At 66.9% G+C, this 13,706-nt stretch carries 17 protein-coding genes; 16 read left to right on the top strand and 1 reads right to left on the bottom strand.

Annotation, left to right across the window (positions count from 1 at the left end; all coding sequences use genetic code 11):
• Positions 1 to 62 precede the first annotated feature (62 nt).
• From OHB21_RS22810 to OHB21_RS22740, 15 genes are all read left to right on the top strand, one after another.
• Complete coding sequence (locus OHB21_RS22810; protein WP_104897514.1) at positions 63 to 1,112, top strand: TerC family protein; 1,050 nt, start codon at positions 63 to 65, stop codon at positions 1,110 to 1,112.
• An 844-nt stretch (positions 1,113 to 1,956) separates the two neighbouring features.
• Complete coding sequence (locus OHB21_RS22805) at positions 1,957 to 2,424, top strand: hypothetical protein (RefSeq protein ID WP_195142698.1); 468 nt, start codon at positions 1,957 to 1,959, stop codon at positions 2,422 to 2,424.
• Between the two features lie 267 nt (positions 2,425 to 2,691).
• A complete protein-coding gene (locus OHB21_RS22800; RefSeq protein WP_195126772.1) occupies positions 2,692 to 2,916 on the top strand; it encodes a hypothetical protein in 225 nt (74 codons plus the stop codon).
• Positions 2,917 to 3,194: 278 nt separating this feature from the next.
• On the top strand, positions 3,195 to 3,455 hold the full coding sequence (locus OHB21_RS22795) for a hypothetical protein (RefSeq protein WP_195142699.1): 261 nt from the start codon (positions 3,195 to 3,197) through the stop codon (positions 3,453 to 3,455).
• Positions 3,456 to 3,958: 503 nt separating this feature from the next.
• Positions 3,959 to 4,645, top strand: coding sequence for a hypothetical protein (locus OHB21_RS22790; RefSeq protein WP_195126773.1), 687 nt, complete (start codon positions 3,959 to 3,961; stop codon positions 4,643 to 4,645).
• A gap of 193 nt (positions 4,646 to 4,838) precedes the next feature.
• Entirely contained in the window at positions 4,839 to 5,408 is a 570-nt protein-coding gene (locus OHB21_RS22785; RefSeq protein ID WP_195126774.1) for a hypothetical protein, read from the top strand.
• A gap of 242 nt (positions 5,409 to 5,650) precedes the next feature.
• Complete coding sequence (locus tag OHB21_RS22780) at positions 5,651 to 5,836, top strand: hypothetical protein (RefSeq protein WP_067514221.1); 186 nt, start codon at positions 5,651 to 5,653, stop codon at positions 5,834 to 5,836.
• Positions 5,833 to 6,090: a hypothetical protein gene (locus tag OHB21_RS22775; protein WP_067514220.1), complete on the top strand. Its 258-nt coding sequence runs from the start codon at positions 5,833 to 5,835 to the stop codon at positions 6,088 to 6,090. Before OHB21_RS22780 ends, OHB21_RS22775 begins: the two co-directional genes overlap by 4 nt.
• A 35-nt stretch (positions 6,091 to 6,125) precedes the next feature.
• Positions 6,126 to 7,022, top strand: coding sequence for a bifunctional DNA primase/polymerase (locus tag OHB21_RS22770; RefSeq protein WP_067514219.1), 897 nt, complete (start codon positions 6,126 to 6,128; stop codon positions 7,020 to 7,022).
• A gap of 66 nt (positions 7,023 to 7,088) precedes the next feature.
• Positions 7,089 to 7,823, top strand: a complete 735-nt coding sequence (locus OHB21_RS22765) for a hypothetical protein (RefSeq protein ID WP_195126775.1) — start codon at positions 7,089 to 7,091, stop codon at positions 7,821 to 7,823.
• A gap of 194 nt (positions 7,824 to 8,017) precedes the next feature.
• Entirely contained in the window at positions 8,018 to 8,635 is a 618-nt protein-coding gene (locus OHB21_RS22760) for a hypothetical protein (RefSeq protein ID WP_195126776.1), read from the top strand.
• A gap of 689 nt (positions 8,636 to 9,324) precedes the next feature.
• The gene (locus tag OHB21_RS22755) at positions 9,325 to 10,317 is read left to right on the top strand and encodes a hypothetical protein (protein WP_195142704.1); all 993 of its coding nucleotides are present in this window, start codon (positions 9,325 to 9,327) and stop codon (positions 10,315 to 10,317) included.
• Positions 10,318 to 10,319: 2 nt separating this feature from the next.
• Positions 10,320 to 10,880, top strand: coding sequence for a hypothetical protein (locus OHB21_RS22750; protein ID WP_195142705.1), 561 nt, complete (start codon positions 10,320 to 10,322; stop codon positions 10,878 to 10,880).
• A gap of 218 nt (positions 10,881 to 11,098) precedes the next feature.
• Entirely contained in the window at positions 11,099 to 11,296 is a 198-nt protein-coding gene (locus OHB21_RS22745) for a hypothetical protein (RefSeq protein WP_195126779.1), read from the top strand.
• 146 nt (positions 11,297 to 11,442) lie between these two features.
• Positions 11,443 to 11,712 (top strand): hypothetical protein, encoded by a 270-nt coding sequence (locus tag OHB21_RS22740; RefSeq protein ID WP_195126780.1) that lies wholly within the window; start codon positions 11,443 to 11,445, stop codon positions 11,710 to 11,712.
• A gap of 87 nt (positions 11,713 to 11,799) precedes the next feature.
• On the opposite strand, the gene OHB21_RS22735 is transcribed toward OHB21_RS22740, so the two are convergent.
• A complete protein-coding gene (locus tag OHB21_RS22735; RefSeq protein WP_195126781.1) occupies positions 11,800 to 11,958 on the bottom strand; it encodes a hypothetical protein in 159 nt (52 codons plus the stop codon).
• 304 nt (positions 11,959 to 12,262) lie between these two features.
• On the opposite strand from OHB21_RS22735, the gene OHB21_RS22730 reads away from it, so the two are divergent.
• A complete protein-coding gene (locus OHB21_RS22730; RefSeq protein ID WP_195126782.1) occupies positions 12,263 to 12,595 on the top strand; it encodes a hypothetical protein in 333 nt (110 codons plus the stop codon).
• Positions 12,596 to 13,706: the final 1,111 nt, after the last annotated feature.

The following is a 13,706-nucleotide window of genomic DNA, read 5'->3' as shown; positions in this document are numbered from 1 at the left end:
TCGTGCTCGGGGTGGTCGGGGAGACCTCCGGATCAATGTGACGTGACCGGAGGTGTGTGAGAGTGATTGTTCCGTTGTGGGCGTGGGCCGCGGTACTCGGTGTGATCCTGGTGATGCTCGCGATCGACCTGTTCGCCCACCGCCGCGCACACGTCGTCGGGGTCCGCGAGGCCGCCATCTGGTCGGCGGTGTGGGTCGCGCTCGGCCTCGGATTCGGCGCGATCGTGTGGTGGACGTGGGGAGCCGAGTTCGCCGGCCAGTACTTCGCCGGCTACGTCATCGAGAAGTCGCTCGCCGTGGACAACGTGTTCGTCTTCGCCATCATCTTCGGCTACTTCGCTGTGCCGCGGGAGTACCAGCACCGGGTGCTGTTCTACGGCGTGCTCGGCGCGCTGGTGTTCCGCGCGGCGTTCATCGCCGCCGGATCGGTGCTGATCGCGTCCTTCGCGTGGATCCTGTACGTGTTCGGCGCGTTCCTGGTGGCCACCGGCATCAAGATGGCCGTGCACCGCAACGAGACCATCGACCCCGACCGCAGCGTCGTGCTGCGCCTGTTCCGCAAGCTCATCCCCACCACGGATCAGTATCACGGGCAGAAGTTCCTGGTGCGCCAGGCCGGGCGGTGGGTCGCCACCCCGCTATTGGCGGTGCTCGTTTTGGTCGAGGTTACCGACATCGTGTTCGCCGTCGATTCCATCCCGGCGATCTTCGCCGTCACCCAGGAGCCGTTCCTGGTGTTCACCTCCAACGCGTTCGCCATCCTCGGTCTGCGCGCGATGTACTTCCTGCTCGCCGACCTGATGCACCGCTTCATCTACCTCAAACTCGGCTTGGCCCTCGTGCTGGTGTGGGTCGGCGTCAAGATGCTGCTGCTCGACCTCTACAAGATCCCCACCGGCCTCTCCCTCGCCGTGGTCGCCGTCCTGCTCACCGTCGCGGTCACCGCCAGCTGGCTGCGCACCCGCACCAACCCCGCCACCGCGACAACTGCCGACTCGCCGGCCGGTGTCGCATCCGACGCACCCACGACCGACACGACCACGACCGACACGGCCACGACCGAGCCGACACAGCCACCGGCCTCGGCCACCAGCCCGTCGACACGCGAATAACACCGCGCGTCGACCGCCCGGTGCCGCCCACCGCCCCTACCCCCCGGCGGTGGGCGGTACCACCCCCACCGTCCAACCCGCATGCCCACCCTGAAAGAAACCGCTCGTGGAGACGTAGGTCAAAGGCGGCGTCCCAAAGCTGGTTCGGGCGGGCCGCCCAGACAGGCCGGTCAACCAGATCGACATGCGGCGATCCGAGCTCGATGCCAACGACCAGCCGCGCCCGGCACTGCGCAGCACTCCCATCCAGCCCGTCACGCGGTAGATCCGGTCGACGGTGCACCGTCCGATGTCATTCCCAGACCGCGCAAGTGCATCCACATCTTGCCCGCCCGAAGCGGCGGATGAACGAATACCGTTGCCACTCCGCCTCGATCAGCGCAACGCTCCCGGCGTCACGCGCGGACCGCGTCGACGGTGGCCTGGCAGGGCCTCGCAATTGGTGAATGGGCGATGGCTCATCCGATCCACCACATCCGCGTAACCGGTGCTGGCTCGCTGTAGCGCCGAATGTTGGCAAGCCCGCCAGACCGCACTTCGCTGGAACCGTCGAGCGGGTGAAATAGCTGTGCTGCTGGCCCATCGCCACCGTAACGCGACACCCGCAGCCACTATGATCTACAACACGCAACGGTGTCAGGAAACGAGACACGTGACTGTCCAAACAGGCTTCAGCGCCTTCCGGCGTTACCCAGCCTGAACCAGGACACGAACCCATCGAGACACGGCAAGTGCGGCGAGAATTTGTCCCTATGTGAGCGCGCTTGGATGGTCCGAACAGCTCGACCGATATCGGACCACCCCCGCGGAGAGCTATCGGCATCTGGTCGACGAATTCGTGGCGATGGCACTCAACCCGCGCTCGGCGCTGTTCGGGCCGGGTAAGTCACTGGCCGATCGTCTCGCCGCCGGCCATGCCGAGACGGTGCTCGCCATGGCCGCCGACGAACTCGCGACCTGCCGGTGGGCGTTATACCGAGTCCGCCGGTGCTATACCGCGCCAGCGACAGCGTGGCGGTCGCTGGATGTGATCGCCCGGGGCATGTCCCGCGACCGCGCCCACGATCTCCTCGCCGCTCTCGGGCAACGCCTCGACCTCACGCCGGAGGTCGATCGTGACCACCGCCGTCTGTGGCTGGCCGCCCCAACACTCGATGTTCCTCGCGTGGAAGAGCTGTTCACGATCGCTCCTGAAGGCGCAGCGACCAAACAGCGCAAGGGATTCCACGCGCAGTGGCAGCTCCATGCCACGCCCGAGCTGCTAGACCTCGGCGACACAGCTGTCAGTGCAGCCACTGATCTCCTTCGCTGAACCACGGCGCGAACTCGCTCAACACCCAGCGGCATACTTCACCGAACCCAGTGTCGCCAGCTACCACCTCACTCGGCCGGTACCCGCCCGCTGGCCATCGCTCTCGACGCAGCGGTCGGGTTGGACGCTGCCGCGACGCGGTGCGCTCGACCGCAAACGTGGGTACTGCCCAACACTCACCCGTCGCCCCGCACCCATACCCAGGTGATTCCCCCAGCTACCCGGCGGCTGGCTGGTCGCTGCCCCCGGCTGCCCGAGGAGACTTCTATGTTCGAGTACACGTTCGACGTCTACGCCGTCGTGACCCTCGTCGTCACTGCGCCGAGCGAGGCCGCGGTCCGAAAGATGCTCGCCGGCGACGACTTCGGTCAGGAGCTGCAACCACGCGCTGGCACCGTCCCACTGACCAGCGGTGGCGCGTTGCCGCATTCGACCCTGCTGTCATCCCTTGTCCTTCCGCAAGGTCTGGGCTGTGCCGCACGTGCTCGATGAGAACGGCCGCATCGCCCGCGGCAGCGTACAGCCCGGCGACGGTCCTGTTGCCGAGTTGGAGAGTCTATGCAAGCAGGAGTACTGCGCTGCGGGGGTCGCCTCAACCTGCTCGATGACGGCAAGGGCCGGGACCGCTACTGCGGCAGCTGCGCCGACACCCGATCCGCCGACGAGCACTCACGATAGCCGAGTGCGATTCGGGAAGTCCGCGGCACGGCTGGCCCCGGCGCCCCTTGTCTGCGATGTACCCCGATACCCGCCACCAGGAGGCCCGCACGATGGCTCAGAGGCGTCCTTCCGCAACCGAAACGGTCACGATCGGAACCACCATCTACACCGTGGCCATGCGCACCTTCGTCGCGACTCTCACCGGGCCGCGTGGTGCCACCTACACCGCTGTCGAGAACATCCGCTCCGGGACGTGGTCGGTCATCACCGGATCTGGACGACCCCTGACCGTCGGCGGGCGCGTCCTACGAATGCGCCGCCACGGCAACCAGTTCGAAGTGTTGGGTGCCGCCGGACCCCGCAGCCGGTAGCCCGACCTCTGCACCGCGTTCACCCTCCAGCGCCGACAGAGCCGCATCTGTCGACCTGAACCCCCTGGCGAACGCTTCCAATTTTCGGCTCTGCGAACGGCCCCAAAGCACCGCCGCACGAATCCATCTGCACCAGCCGAAACCTCGCTCGCGACACAGGCCCTCGCCCGTCCAGCGGTCCGGCGTCGTGCCCGGTTCCGCCGTACGCGCAACGTTGCGGCGCCGAAAGGGACAGCCACCGGTGACATCTCCCCGTGACCCGGCACGAGCGCCGTGAGGCTCGTCTGTTCGCGTGAACCAACCGGCGCAGCGTCTCCACGAGCAAGGCAAGCACTCTGCCATCGCTGGGTGCGTCCCATAGGGCCGCCCGCGGACGAGTGGGCCGTCCGACCGCGCCTCCTGGGGTGCCGTTACGCGCTGCCTCGGCTGCCCTGCCGGTCGATCTCGCGGTGGTCGCTGCGCGCCCGCGCCCCGCCTACTTCGTTCGAAAGGTTCGATTCACCATGCCCGAGTACCGAGTTGTCTGGGAGATCGATCAGGACGCTCTCAATCCTGTCGTAGCGGCGGTCAAGGCGCTGGCCGATCAACGGCGTACCGGCTCGCGGGCCGTCGTTTTCGATGTGACAGACCCGGTGGCTGGTATCACGTATCGCGTCGATCTCGACCATCTCGGCCACATGGAGTCCTGGGCGGTGCCGACGGCACCGCGACCTCTCCGAACGTCGAGGATTATCCAATGGCTATGGGGCAGGATGCGTCTCCTCGACCATCGGTCGGCGCCATTGTCTTATCGCGACTGTATCGACGCGATCACCACTCAGATGATGGCCGAGATCCGCCGGGATATCCGCGACGGGGTAGTTCCGCCGACGGTGCGTACTTTCCGCGAGCTGCACAGCTATGTCGATGCGAACATGTACGCCGACGACCTGGTGACCGCGTTGTCGGAAGCCTGTGTATGGGATGTTTTCATCAATGACGCGACCGACCCGGTCGACATCTGGTTGCGCGCCGGCCGGCCTGAGGGCATCGCGACCCAGCACACTGCCTCGTCCTGGCACGAGTCCACGCCCATCCACGCCGGCGAACGCGATGACACGGTCCCGCCCGCTGTTCAGCGGTGGCGTGCTGAACGTTCCAGGGCCTTCGCGTCCCGGCCTACCGTTTACGACACCACCCACGACCTGTGAACGTCACGGGGGACCGGATGGCGGCGGTTGTCTCGGTGCCGAATCCCTCACGCAGCCAGCACATCTCGTCGCAAACGGCGAAGTGCTGGACCGGACCGGCAGTCAGGTTTCGAGCACGCGAGTTCCGTCGGCTCTGCCGCCTTCCTGAGTCCCCGAGTCGCCCGTTCGAAACACCACCGAGGAGGTCTCTGCGATGCCAATTCCCTATCATGAGCAGGCGAGCGACGGCAGCCGGTATCGCCTCCTGTGGTTCACTGACGAGGACGCGGAAAGTCCGCGTGAATGGTGTTGCGATGCAATGCTTCTCGTCTACAATGCCGGTGGCGGCCGTCCTCAGCTGGACGAGGTCGGCTCGGACACAAGTCCCGAGGCGGTCGCCCTCACCCATTTCGTGGGGCTGTACGGGCATTCCGATGAGGACCGTGTGGTCAGAGCGTATGCCTTGTGGCGAGCAATCACCGGTGTGACGGTCCAATTGGTGACCGGCACCCTGCACAGTGGCCGGGACGAGTTGACCTGTTTCGCGCTGGCCCAGGACGCGCACTCCGCGCGCGAGGAAGCTCGCCTGTATGGGCAATGGTGCGCGGGTGAGGTGTCCCGCTACGAGCTGCGGGCCCCCGATGGCACTCTGATTGCCGAGTGCGGAGACTCGTACGACCAGTCCAACGCCGAATCAGAATGGAACGCCGAGCTCGCCGATTTCCACACCGAGCGGCTGAGACAGGCACGTTCCGTCGGTGCCGGTGTGATCGGCGTGATCTGACCCGCCACGTACCCGCCCGGGTGTGCCACTGGGCGCGAGCGCCTCGATCCCGCCGCCCATCGACCTGCGCCTTCGTCGCGAGTTCGCGCCGATGGCATTCCGAACGCCGTTTCCGACGCTCGCCATCTCCTGAAACGCCTGCCCTAACGAGTTCCTCTGCGCTGCAACGCAGGAGCGTCGTCCTGAGTCGTCATCAGCCGCATCCGGCCCTTCTGGGCCGCCTGACCATCTACGGAGTGATCATGCCCGAAACCAAAGTCATCCGCGGCCAGCGGTATGAGGTGTTGTCCCGCACCCCCGCCGGGGAATGCGGGCCGAAGTACTTCGGCCGTTACGTCTTCATTGTGCGGCGGACCAGCGACGGCACGCTGTGGCGCGCGTATGGCAAGCAGTTGGCGCACAACTCGACACTCACGCCCGAGTCATGACCGATCCCAGCGCCGCGCTCGTGCGGTTTCGCCGACTGGTCACCGAACTGGACAACCTCGCCGACGAGCACCACGCGAATCCGGCCAACGACTCCGACTCCGCGGCAACCGCCGACTACATCGACAACCGCCTTCAACTCCTCGAGTCGGCCGTCGAGGCAGCGACCGATCTGGATGCCGCGGCCTCACGCGGCCGGCTTCCCACACCGTGGACCCGGCACTTGCCCGCGGATCGCACGCGTCCTCGACGCTGAACCGCCGACGCGGCCCACCACCTGTCAGGAGTGTCATGCTCAGCGATCCGTGTCTGTTGACCGTCGCGCTCACCCATGCCGAGCGCGGGTGGCGTGTCCTGCCGCTCAAAGCGCGCGCGAAGACCCCGGCCATCACCCGATGGCCGGACCAGGCGACCACCGACCTCGAAACGATCCGCCGCTGGTGGCGCCATACTCCGGACCGCAACGTCGGAATCGCCTGCGGCCCGAGCGATCTGGTGGTCATCGATCTCGACTCACCCCGCCACGCCGACACCGGAGACCGTCACGACGGGCGGGAGGTCCTGATCAACCTCGCGGCGCAGGCCGGTGAGCCTCTGCCGGTGCCCACCTATACCGTCGCCACCCCGTCACGCGGATGGCACCTGTACTATCACGCGCCCGCCGACACCCCGCTGCCGAATTCGTCCGGGCGGTTGGGCCCCAGCATCGATACCCGCGCCCGCGGCGGGTACGTTGTCGCGGCGGGGTCGGTCCTGCCCGCCGGGGTGTACCGGCTCACCGACCCCCGCGACCCGATCCCGCTGCCCGACTGGCTCACCACGCGCCTGGCACCGGCACCTTCGCCGTCGGCCCCCTCCGCAGCCCGGGAAATGTCCACCGCGGTTGGCTGGCCGGTCGGTCGTGCTCACCCGACGATTCGCGATCCCGCCGCCTACGTCGCGGCCGCCCTGCGCAACCAGGCCGCGCGGGTGCGCTCCGCACAGCCTGGTAACCGCCACCACGCCCTGCTCCTGGCCGCCAACAGCCTCGGCGGACTCGTCGCCACGGGGCTACTCGACGCGCACACCGCGCGGGTGACCCTGCTCGACGCCGCCTCCGTCCACGTCGGGATCCAAGCATTCTCCGCGCATGAGGCCGAGCGCACGATCGACGATGGCATCGCCTACGCCACCCGAACCGCCGCCTGAACCCTGCCCAGGGCACCCGCACGCGACCGCGCCTCCCGATCCGGTTCCCGCAGAAAGGAATTCGCCATGCTCACTGTGCCCGACCTGATCGAGTGGCTGACCACTCTCGCACCGACCTCGCTCGTCGCGATCGATGACGGTGGAATGGTACTCGAGGAGATCTCTCCCGGCGGTCACGCCACGGGCGCTTACCTCGAGGTCGGCGGGTTCGTTCCCGACCCCGCCGAGGCGCCCGTCGGCGGGCTCACCGCATCCGGTCACGCGGCCCATCCCGGACTTCCGGTCATCAGCGTCTCGGACCTGCTGGGCATGCTCGGTGGCACGCTCACCCACATCGAGCTGGCCGACGTCCGTGTTCTTATCCCGCGCTCCAGTATCAGCGACTCGCTCGGCGACGTCCTCGACGCCGCGATCGGCGAACGCCGCCATCAGCTGACCGCCCTGCTCTGCGAACCCGCCGACCCCAGCCGGTTCGCCGGGTGCCTGGGCACCGGGACTCTCGCACGCGTACCCGCCGAGCACCTCGATGCCGTGTTCGCCGAGTTCGAGATCGCAACCGGGTTGCCGCTGATTCGTGTCAGCGGCAACGACGGTGTGGCGCGTGTGTGCGTCGAGCTGCCGACAGGCCGGCTGCTCGACCTCGGCGAGGACCTGCTTGCCTGGCTGCAAGGCGACGAACCCGCGCTTCCACCGATCAACGCGTGGATCGGTGAGGCCGCCCTGGACCTCGACCCCGACGAACTGATCCCCGTCGGCGCCCGCGACTACGTACTCGCCACCACCAGCGAACCGGTGGCATGACCAGGTCCAGTCTCAACGCCGGTCCAGCAGCGACTGCGTTCACCCACCCTTCTCGCCGAACCGTCGCGCTCGTCTCGTAGGTGATCGGGGACGGGCCTGTCTCGGCGAACAACGCCGGGCGCCGGGTCCACAGGTTGCGCCCTCGCTCGTCGCCCGCCGCGAACTCTCCATCCACGAACCGACAGGAGGTGTGCGTGAAAACCACAATCCGCAGCCCCGACAACCTCACCGACATCCTCGACCCGCACCTGGGCACCATCTTGTCGGCCGTGACCGACACCCTCGACCAAGCGCAGCTCGCCGAGGAGGAGATCGCCGCCGCGCAGTCCCGGCTCCGTGGCCCTCGTCACCGCCAGACCCGCAGCACCGTGTGGCACGCTTTCTCCCTGCTCACACCCACTCATCCCCGCATGACCCACTCGATGGTCTACCGCGCGCACTGCCGTGAGCTGCTCGATCGCGTCGTATCCGGAACCCCCACCCAACCGGGCACAGCCGCCGAAATCCTCATGGCTCTCAGCGAAGCCAACAGCATCGCTCCGCTCACAACACCCGCGTTCGGACTGTGGCTACGAATGTGGCGAACCGCTGGACTGCCGCCCGTCGAGTCCGCAGGCGACTCCGAAGTCCACTACCAGGCCATCGCCGCCGACCGAATCGACGAACTCGAACGCCAGTCGCGATCGAAACTTGCTGTCCCCACACGAGTTCTGGGCGAGATCGACTGCCATGGATACCACCACGGGGAACCGGTCGACTGCCTGTACAACCGCCGACGATCGCGCGCAGCTCAGGGGCATCGCGCCGCTTAGGCCCCAATCGAGGGGCAGCGGCTCATCGACCGCGTGCCCTACCGCCCCGGGGGCCGCACGTCGCCAAGCCACCGACGGTGACAACGGTTGGGGGCACTTATCGCGGCGACTCCGCCCCGTCGACCAGCGACCGATTGTCGACCCGAATCCGTTGCACCGCACTATTTCAGGAGGTTGATCATGTCGTGGATATACGAGGCGTTCATACGCGACAACACCTCGTCCGAATCCGGCGCACGACGCGAACTGTGCTGGGTGGGGTTCGGCAGGGACGTACTCCGGTCCGCAGTGCAAGGACGCGTTCCGGCTGGCCGACGCCACGCCGCACGCCATCGTCACACGAACCTCCCGCGGCACAGGGCCACAGCGATCGCGTTGCTCCGACGCGGAATTCGAGCGCGACGTCGGCGGCTGGCTGAGCGAACAGTGCGGCGAGGGGCGGGGGCCGGTCGTCCACACCGCCACAAGCCGAGAACTCCTCTGCGCCCGCTACATCGCACCACTCCAACAGCCGCAGCGCGCACAACTCGGCACCAGCAGCCAATACCGTCCCCCGATCGACGACGCCCCCTGCCGGCCGCCACATGACGAACCTGACCCCGATCGTCCACGACAACTTCGGATTCCCGGTGGGGATGTCGCGGGTGCGGCGAATCGAACAGTCGGCCAGCGCCTACTGCGACGCGTCGGTGTACGCGCTGCTGGCCTGGTGCTACACCCTCGGCCCGTCGCCCCTGCGCGAAGACCTCATCACGGGGCTGTCCGTACGGCTCATGTTGTCCGCTGCCCGCACCAATCCCGCCGACCCCACCGCCGTGCGATGGATCGACATGGACTGGGACGCCGACGGCCTCGCTCCCACCCGGCTACGCGACGCGACGGGCGCAGAGATCGACCACGAGCTGGTCGATCGTCACGTCCTGCTGACCTGGGTGTCCAACCTGCGCGACCCTCTTCTCGTCGTAACCGACGCGAACCCGAACGGGCCGATCACGCTGGACACCCACCAGTTCGGTGCCTCGTGGGGACACTATTGGGCCGCCCACGGAGACATCGACGCTCCGCTCAACACAGAAAGCCTCTACTGGCTCGCCTGGGCCGTCATGCGCTCGATCTTCCTGGGACCGGGACCCGCATCTCCCACCAACGCACAGTGGGCCGATGCGACAGAGCTCGTCGGCGACCGCCAACAGCTGCCATCGGACGCCAGCAGACTCGTCCTTCGGCAGACCGCTCAGCGGCACATCATCGCCCATATCGGCGCACAACCGTCCGAGGTCGACACCGCGCTCGGCACATCGCGTGCCGAGACCGACTCAGGAGAGGAACCCGTGGACGAACATCCGATGCAGACGACCGCCACGAACGCCCCCGACCGGGCGCAGGTCGCGCTGATCGCATGGTCTGGAACGTATGGCCTCGACCTGACCGCAGCCCAACTCGCGAACGGTGAGTACGACCACTCCGAAGTGCTGGGCGACTTCCTAGCCGACATCCTCCATCTTTTCGCTCGCCACGACGTCGACACCGACGAAGTGCTGCACAGGGCATGGCTCCACTACAGCGAAGAAGCACCCGACGTGACCGGTGATGCGTTCATCATCGACAGCGCCGGCAGCCCCAGCGGACTCCCAACCTGTGATCGCCGACCCGCCGACCGCATGCGAGACGAGGTGCCGTGAAAATGACGAACTCGTTGACCCCGGGGCAGTTGCTGACCGAGATCGACAGGGCGATTCAGACTCTCAAGATCCGCATGCGCCCCGACTCGCCGTGGAGGCTGGCAGAGCTCGTGCGCCAACTCGCTTCGCCTTCGCGGACGTCGGCCTCGACTGTGCCGCCGTCCAACGACGCCCCTCGCCACCCGACCGCCGTTCTGGGCGAGGGGGATCCGCCAGCTGATGCGGCCACGCAGATCACCAAGCTCTTAACGATTGCGCAGCGGTATCTCCAGCGTCTCGCAAGTGCCCGCGGAGCAGGCATCCCTGCCGGTGGCAGCCTGATCCAGCTCGCGGGCGAGGCCAACAGCGGGCAGCCGTTTACGTTGTCGGGTACTCGCCTTCCGTATGAAACGTCGCAGGTAGTTGTGGGAGTCCGGCACCCTAATGGCGGCGTCAGCGAAGTCGCGATCACGCTAACCCCGAATGAGCTGAACGTCACCGTGAATGCCTCGCAGTCGAACTCGGTGGCCATCGACGCCGACGGTGAGGAACCGGCTGCCATTGTGCTCGAGGCCCACCGGTGAGCCGCGCAGCCGAGCGTTACCGGGCATCCGCCCGGACGGATCGGTCTCATTCGGGATCCTCGGCTCCGATCAGCAGCCACCGGCCGTGGCCGTCCGTGACGCGGCAGCGGGCTGCGGGGTCGATCCAAATCAGCGCACCGTGACGTTAAGGCCGATGTCCCCGGTTGTTCCCGGACCCGTGATCGCCGACCAGCGCACTGCGTGCGAGACCAGGCGCTGTGAAGCGGCCATCCTTCGACACCCGATGCGTCGCATCCCGGTATCAGGCCCCCACCGAACGCATCGTCGAGGTTCGCCACCCCAACGGCGGCGGCCTCATCAGCATCCGTGCGCTGGACAACGGAGCGGCAGTCATCGACCTCTACCAACTCGACCCGACCGTCGTGGCGAACGTAGCGCCGCCACGCAATTCCTGAACCAGCAAACACGCGAACTCCAACAACCGGAGCACGATCCGCGCCGCAGTATCCGCCGCGCCGACCGAACGCGAAAGAGAACGGAAATACCAACTGTGCCACACGTATTCATCCAAGAGGGCGGAGCAAGCAACGAGTTCTACGTCGTGGTGTGGGACACCGAGGATCAGGCCCACGCGTCTCGCATCCGCTGCGGGCGCGATGGCGGCTACCGCACCACACCGATCGTCGAATTCCCGGAAGTGCCCGACAACACTTGGGACGCGATCGAAGATCTCCTACGTGGGCTCGACGATCTCGAACCCCTGGACGGCCCGGAAGGCCAGGACCCTATCAACCCCGGGGGCGACAACGACGACAACAACCACACGACCGACGCTCCCGACGCCGCGGATACCCGCATTACCGAAGCCTAGTTCCGATCCGAGGTACCTCAGCAGATCGGCGACATCGAGATCGTCGAGATCAGCCGATTCAATCCTGGCGGCACCGCCCGGGAACGTCTACGCCCACGCCGCCGCATTCGCCGGACGCCAGCAGCCTACTGCACGCGCGTCCTGATCTGCCGCGACGATAACCAGCACGTCATCGTCGAGCACGGCCACTACGACTTCTCCTGCCACGCCGCCGATGAGATCGAGTCCCGAATGCGAGAACTGCACTGACGCAGTTCAACTCATCCGATCGCCCGATCATCAACGAGACAGCAGGCGGTCTACCCCCGCAGGTCCGTGGGCTGCCTACACCCTCATCGGCGAGAACGGGGAAGTGCTGTTCCTTGCCGACGGGAACGGGTGGCGTTCCCGGGCCGTCGACCGCGGCAAGCTCGTCATCTGTCCGTATGTGGACACGCCGCTCGAGGAGTACGTGTGACAGGAGGCCACCGTTGTCCGGATCTCCATGCACCGGCCTATCCAGGAGATCGCTCGCTGCATCCGCCGGCGCGCCCTCGAGCCTGCTCGCCTCATGGCGGCGAAAGCCACCGAGAATCGCGCCGCGCTGGCAGCGCAGCGGGAGGAAGCGCAGGCCCAGATGCGCACGATCTCGGCGCTGATCGGCGGGCGTTTCATCAACTCGTTCCACGGCGCCTACGAAGTGCACGCCGGAGCCATCCGGGCGCGGATCGCCCCTCCGGCACTTCGACGCGAGGGCACACCACAGATGGGTGCGATCACGTTCCAGATCGTCGTATCTCCCGGGCGCGGAGCCGGGTTCGCCGCCGCCGTGCGCGAACTGATCCGCCAACAGGCCGGCGATACCGCCGACGCCCAGCCCGAGCACAGCCCCAGTGGCTGCTAACCCAGTGACCGGAACCGAAACCGAGGTGGCACCGTAGCCGAAAAGGTGCTCCGGCGTGCTCGACTACCCGCTGGACGGATCGAGCCCGGTCGGGATGGTTCTCGCGCGGCTCACCGCGCCGAACTGCGCGGTCACGGGCTGGGATCGCGTTGGGGTAGCACTTTGCCCCGATCATCCGGTCCATTCACATCAGCACCCAGATGCATTGCGCGCCCACGCGAAAGCGTCAACCCCCCCAATTTGTCGGTGGTCCGCTGGCTGCGCTCATCGCGCCTGATTCCCAGTCCGAGGTGTCCTTATGCCGATTACGCCCGTCCTGCCCGTCACATCCGACGCAAACGACCTCGAGGTGGTGCAGGATGCCCTCAGCGGCGTCCTGGATTATCTCTGAGACATCGAGGCGCAGGACTTTGACGAGCAGCCCGATGAGGGCCAGCGAGGCCATGTCATGGGCTCGCTGCGTATCTTCGCCCGCTGGCTCGACGCACGTCCCGCTGCGTCGGGACCCTTCCCGACTCCAGCATCCGGAACCTGCTCCGGCATCGCCGCGATGATCCGGCCGCGATCGAGCAGGTCCTCAGCGCATTGAGTAAGTGCTCGCCGCTACGGTTGGTCTGTCTGTGGGACTACTACGACACCGAGTCCGGGTTCCACCGCGATCCGGCGCTGTATGTCCAAGGTCTGCGCCAGCGATACACTCCCAGCCAACGGCTATTGGCCTGGCTGGGTGTGACCGACACGGCGCGACGGCCTCGCCACCCAGGCCGACCGGCCTCGTGGCTCGGCGACATCGACTCCGATGTCACTCAGTTCACGATGGCCCGCGACTACTTCAATCCCGCCGCCAGCCACCGCTACACCCGGCCTTCGTCACCGGATGCCGATGTGGCCCAGCCCGCCCGCGAGAATCCTCCCGGGCCGACACTCGCGCGTTCGCCGGATTGATCGTGGTCACGCTCGTGCTGTTGATCCACGGACACGCACCGGGAGCCGACCATCTCCTCCTGCGTTGAGCCGACGATGAGTCCGGCGTGGGCCTGCGCCCGCTCGAACTGGGCACCGCCGCTGCAGCCAAGGCGACCTACCCGCCCCGAAACACGCTGTGATCCCG

Source organism: Nocardia puris (assembly GCF_036051655.1).
Lineage (GTDB): Bacteria > Actinomycetota > Actinomycetes > Mycobacteriales > Mycobacteriaceae > Nocardia > Nocardia puris.
This window is presented reverse-complemented; position numbering and strand designations above follow the sequence as displayed.

Bases quoted from the DNA above. Each gene is read 5' to 3' on its own strand.
- OHB21_RS22750 (WP_195142705.1), top strand. From the start codon at position 10,320: ATGACGAACTCGTTGACCCCGGGGCAGTTGCTGACCGAGATCGACAGG.
- OHB21_RS22780 (WP_067514221.1), top strand. From the start codon at position 5,651: ATGCCCGAAACCAAAGTCATCCGCGGCCAGCGGTATGAGGTGTTGTCC.
- OHB21_RS22790 (WP_195126773.1), top strand. From the start codon at position 3,959: ATGCCCGAGTACCGAGTTGTCTGGGAGATCGATCAGGACGCTCTCAAT.
- OHB21_RS22785 (WP_195126774.1), top strand. From the start codon at position 4,839: ATGCCAATTCCCTATCATGAGCAGGCGAGCGACGGCAGCCGGTATCGC.
- OHB21_RS22805 (WP_195142698.1), top strand. From the start codon at position 1,957: ATGGCACTCAACCCGCGCTCGGCGCTGTTCGGGCCGGGTAAGTCACTG.
- OHB21_RS22765 (WP_195126775.1), top strand. From the start codon at position 7,089: ATGCTCACTGTGCCCGACCTGATCGAGTGGCTGACCACTCTCGCACCG.
- OHB21_RS22770 (WP_067514219.1), top strand. From the start codon at position 6,126: ATGCTCAGCGATCCGTGTCTGTTGACCGTCGCGCTCACCCATGCCGAG.
- OHB21_RS22775 (WP_067514220.1), top strand. From the start codon at position 5,833: ATGACCGATCCCAGCGCCGCGCTCGTGCGGTTTCGCCGACTGGTCACC.
- OHB21_RS22795 (WP_195142699.1), top strand. From the start codon at position 3,195: ATGGCTCAGAGGCGTCCTTCCGCAACCGAAACGGTCACGATCGGAACC.
- OHB21_RS22800 (WP_195126772.1), top strand. From the start codon at position 2,692: ATGTTCGAGTACACGTTCGACGTCTACGCCGTCGTGACCCTCGTCGTC.
- OHB21_RS22730 (WP_195126782.1), top strand. From the start codon at position 12,263: ATGGCGGCGAAAGCCACCGAGAATCGCGCCGCGCTGGCAGCGCAGCGG.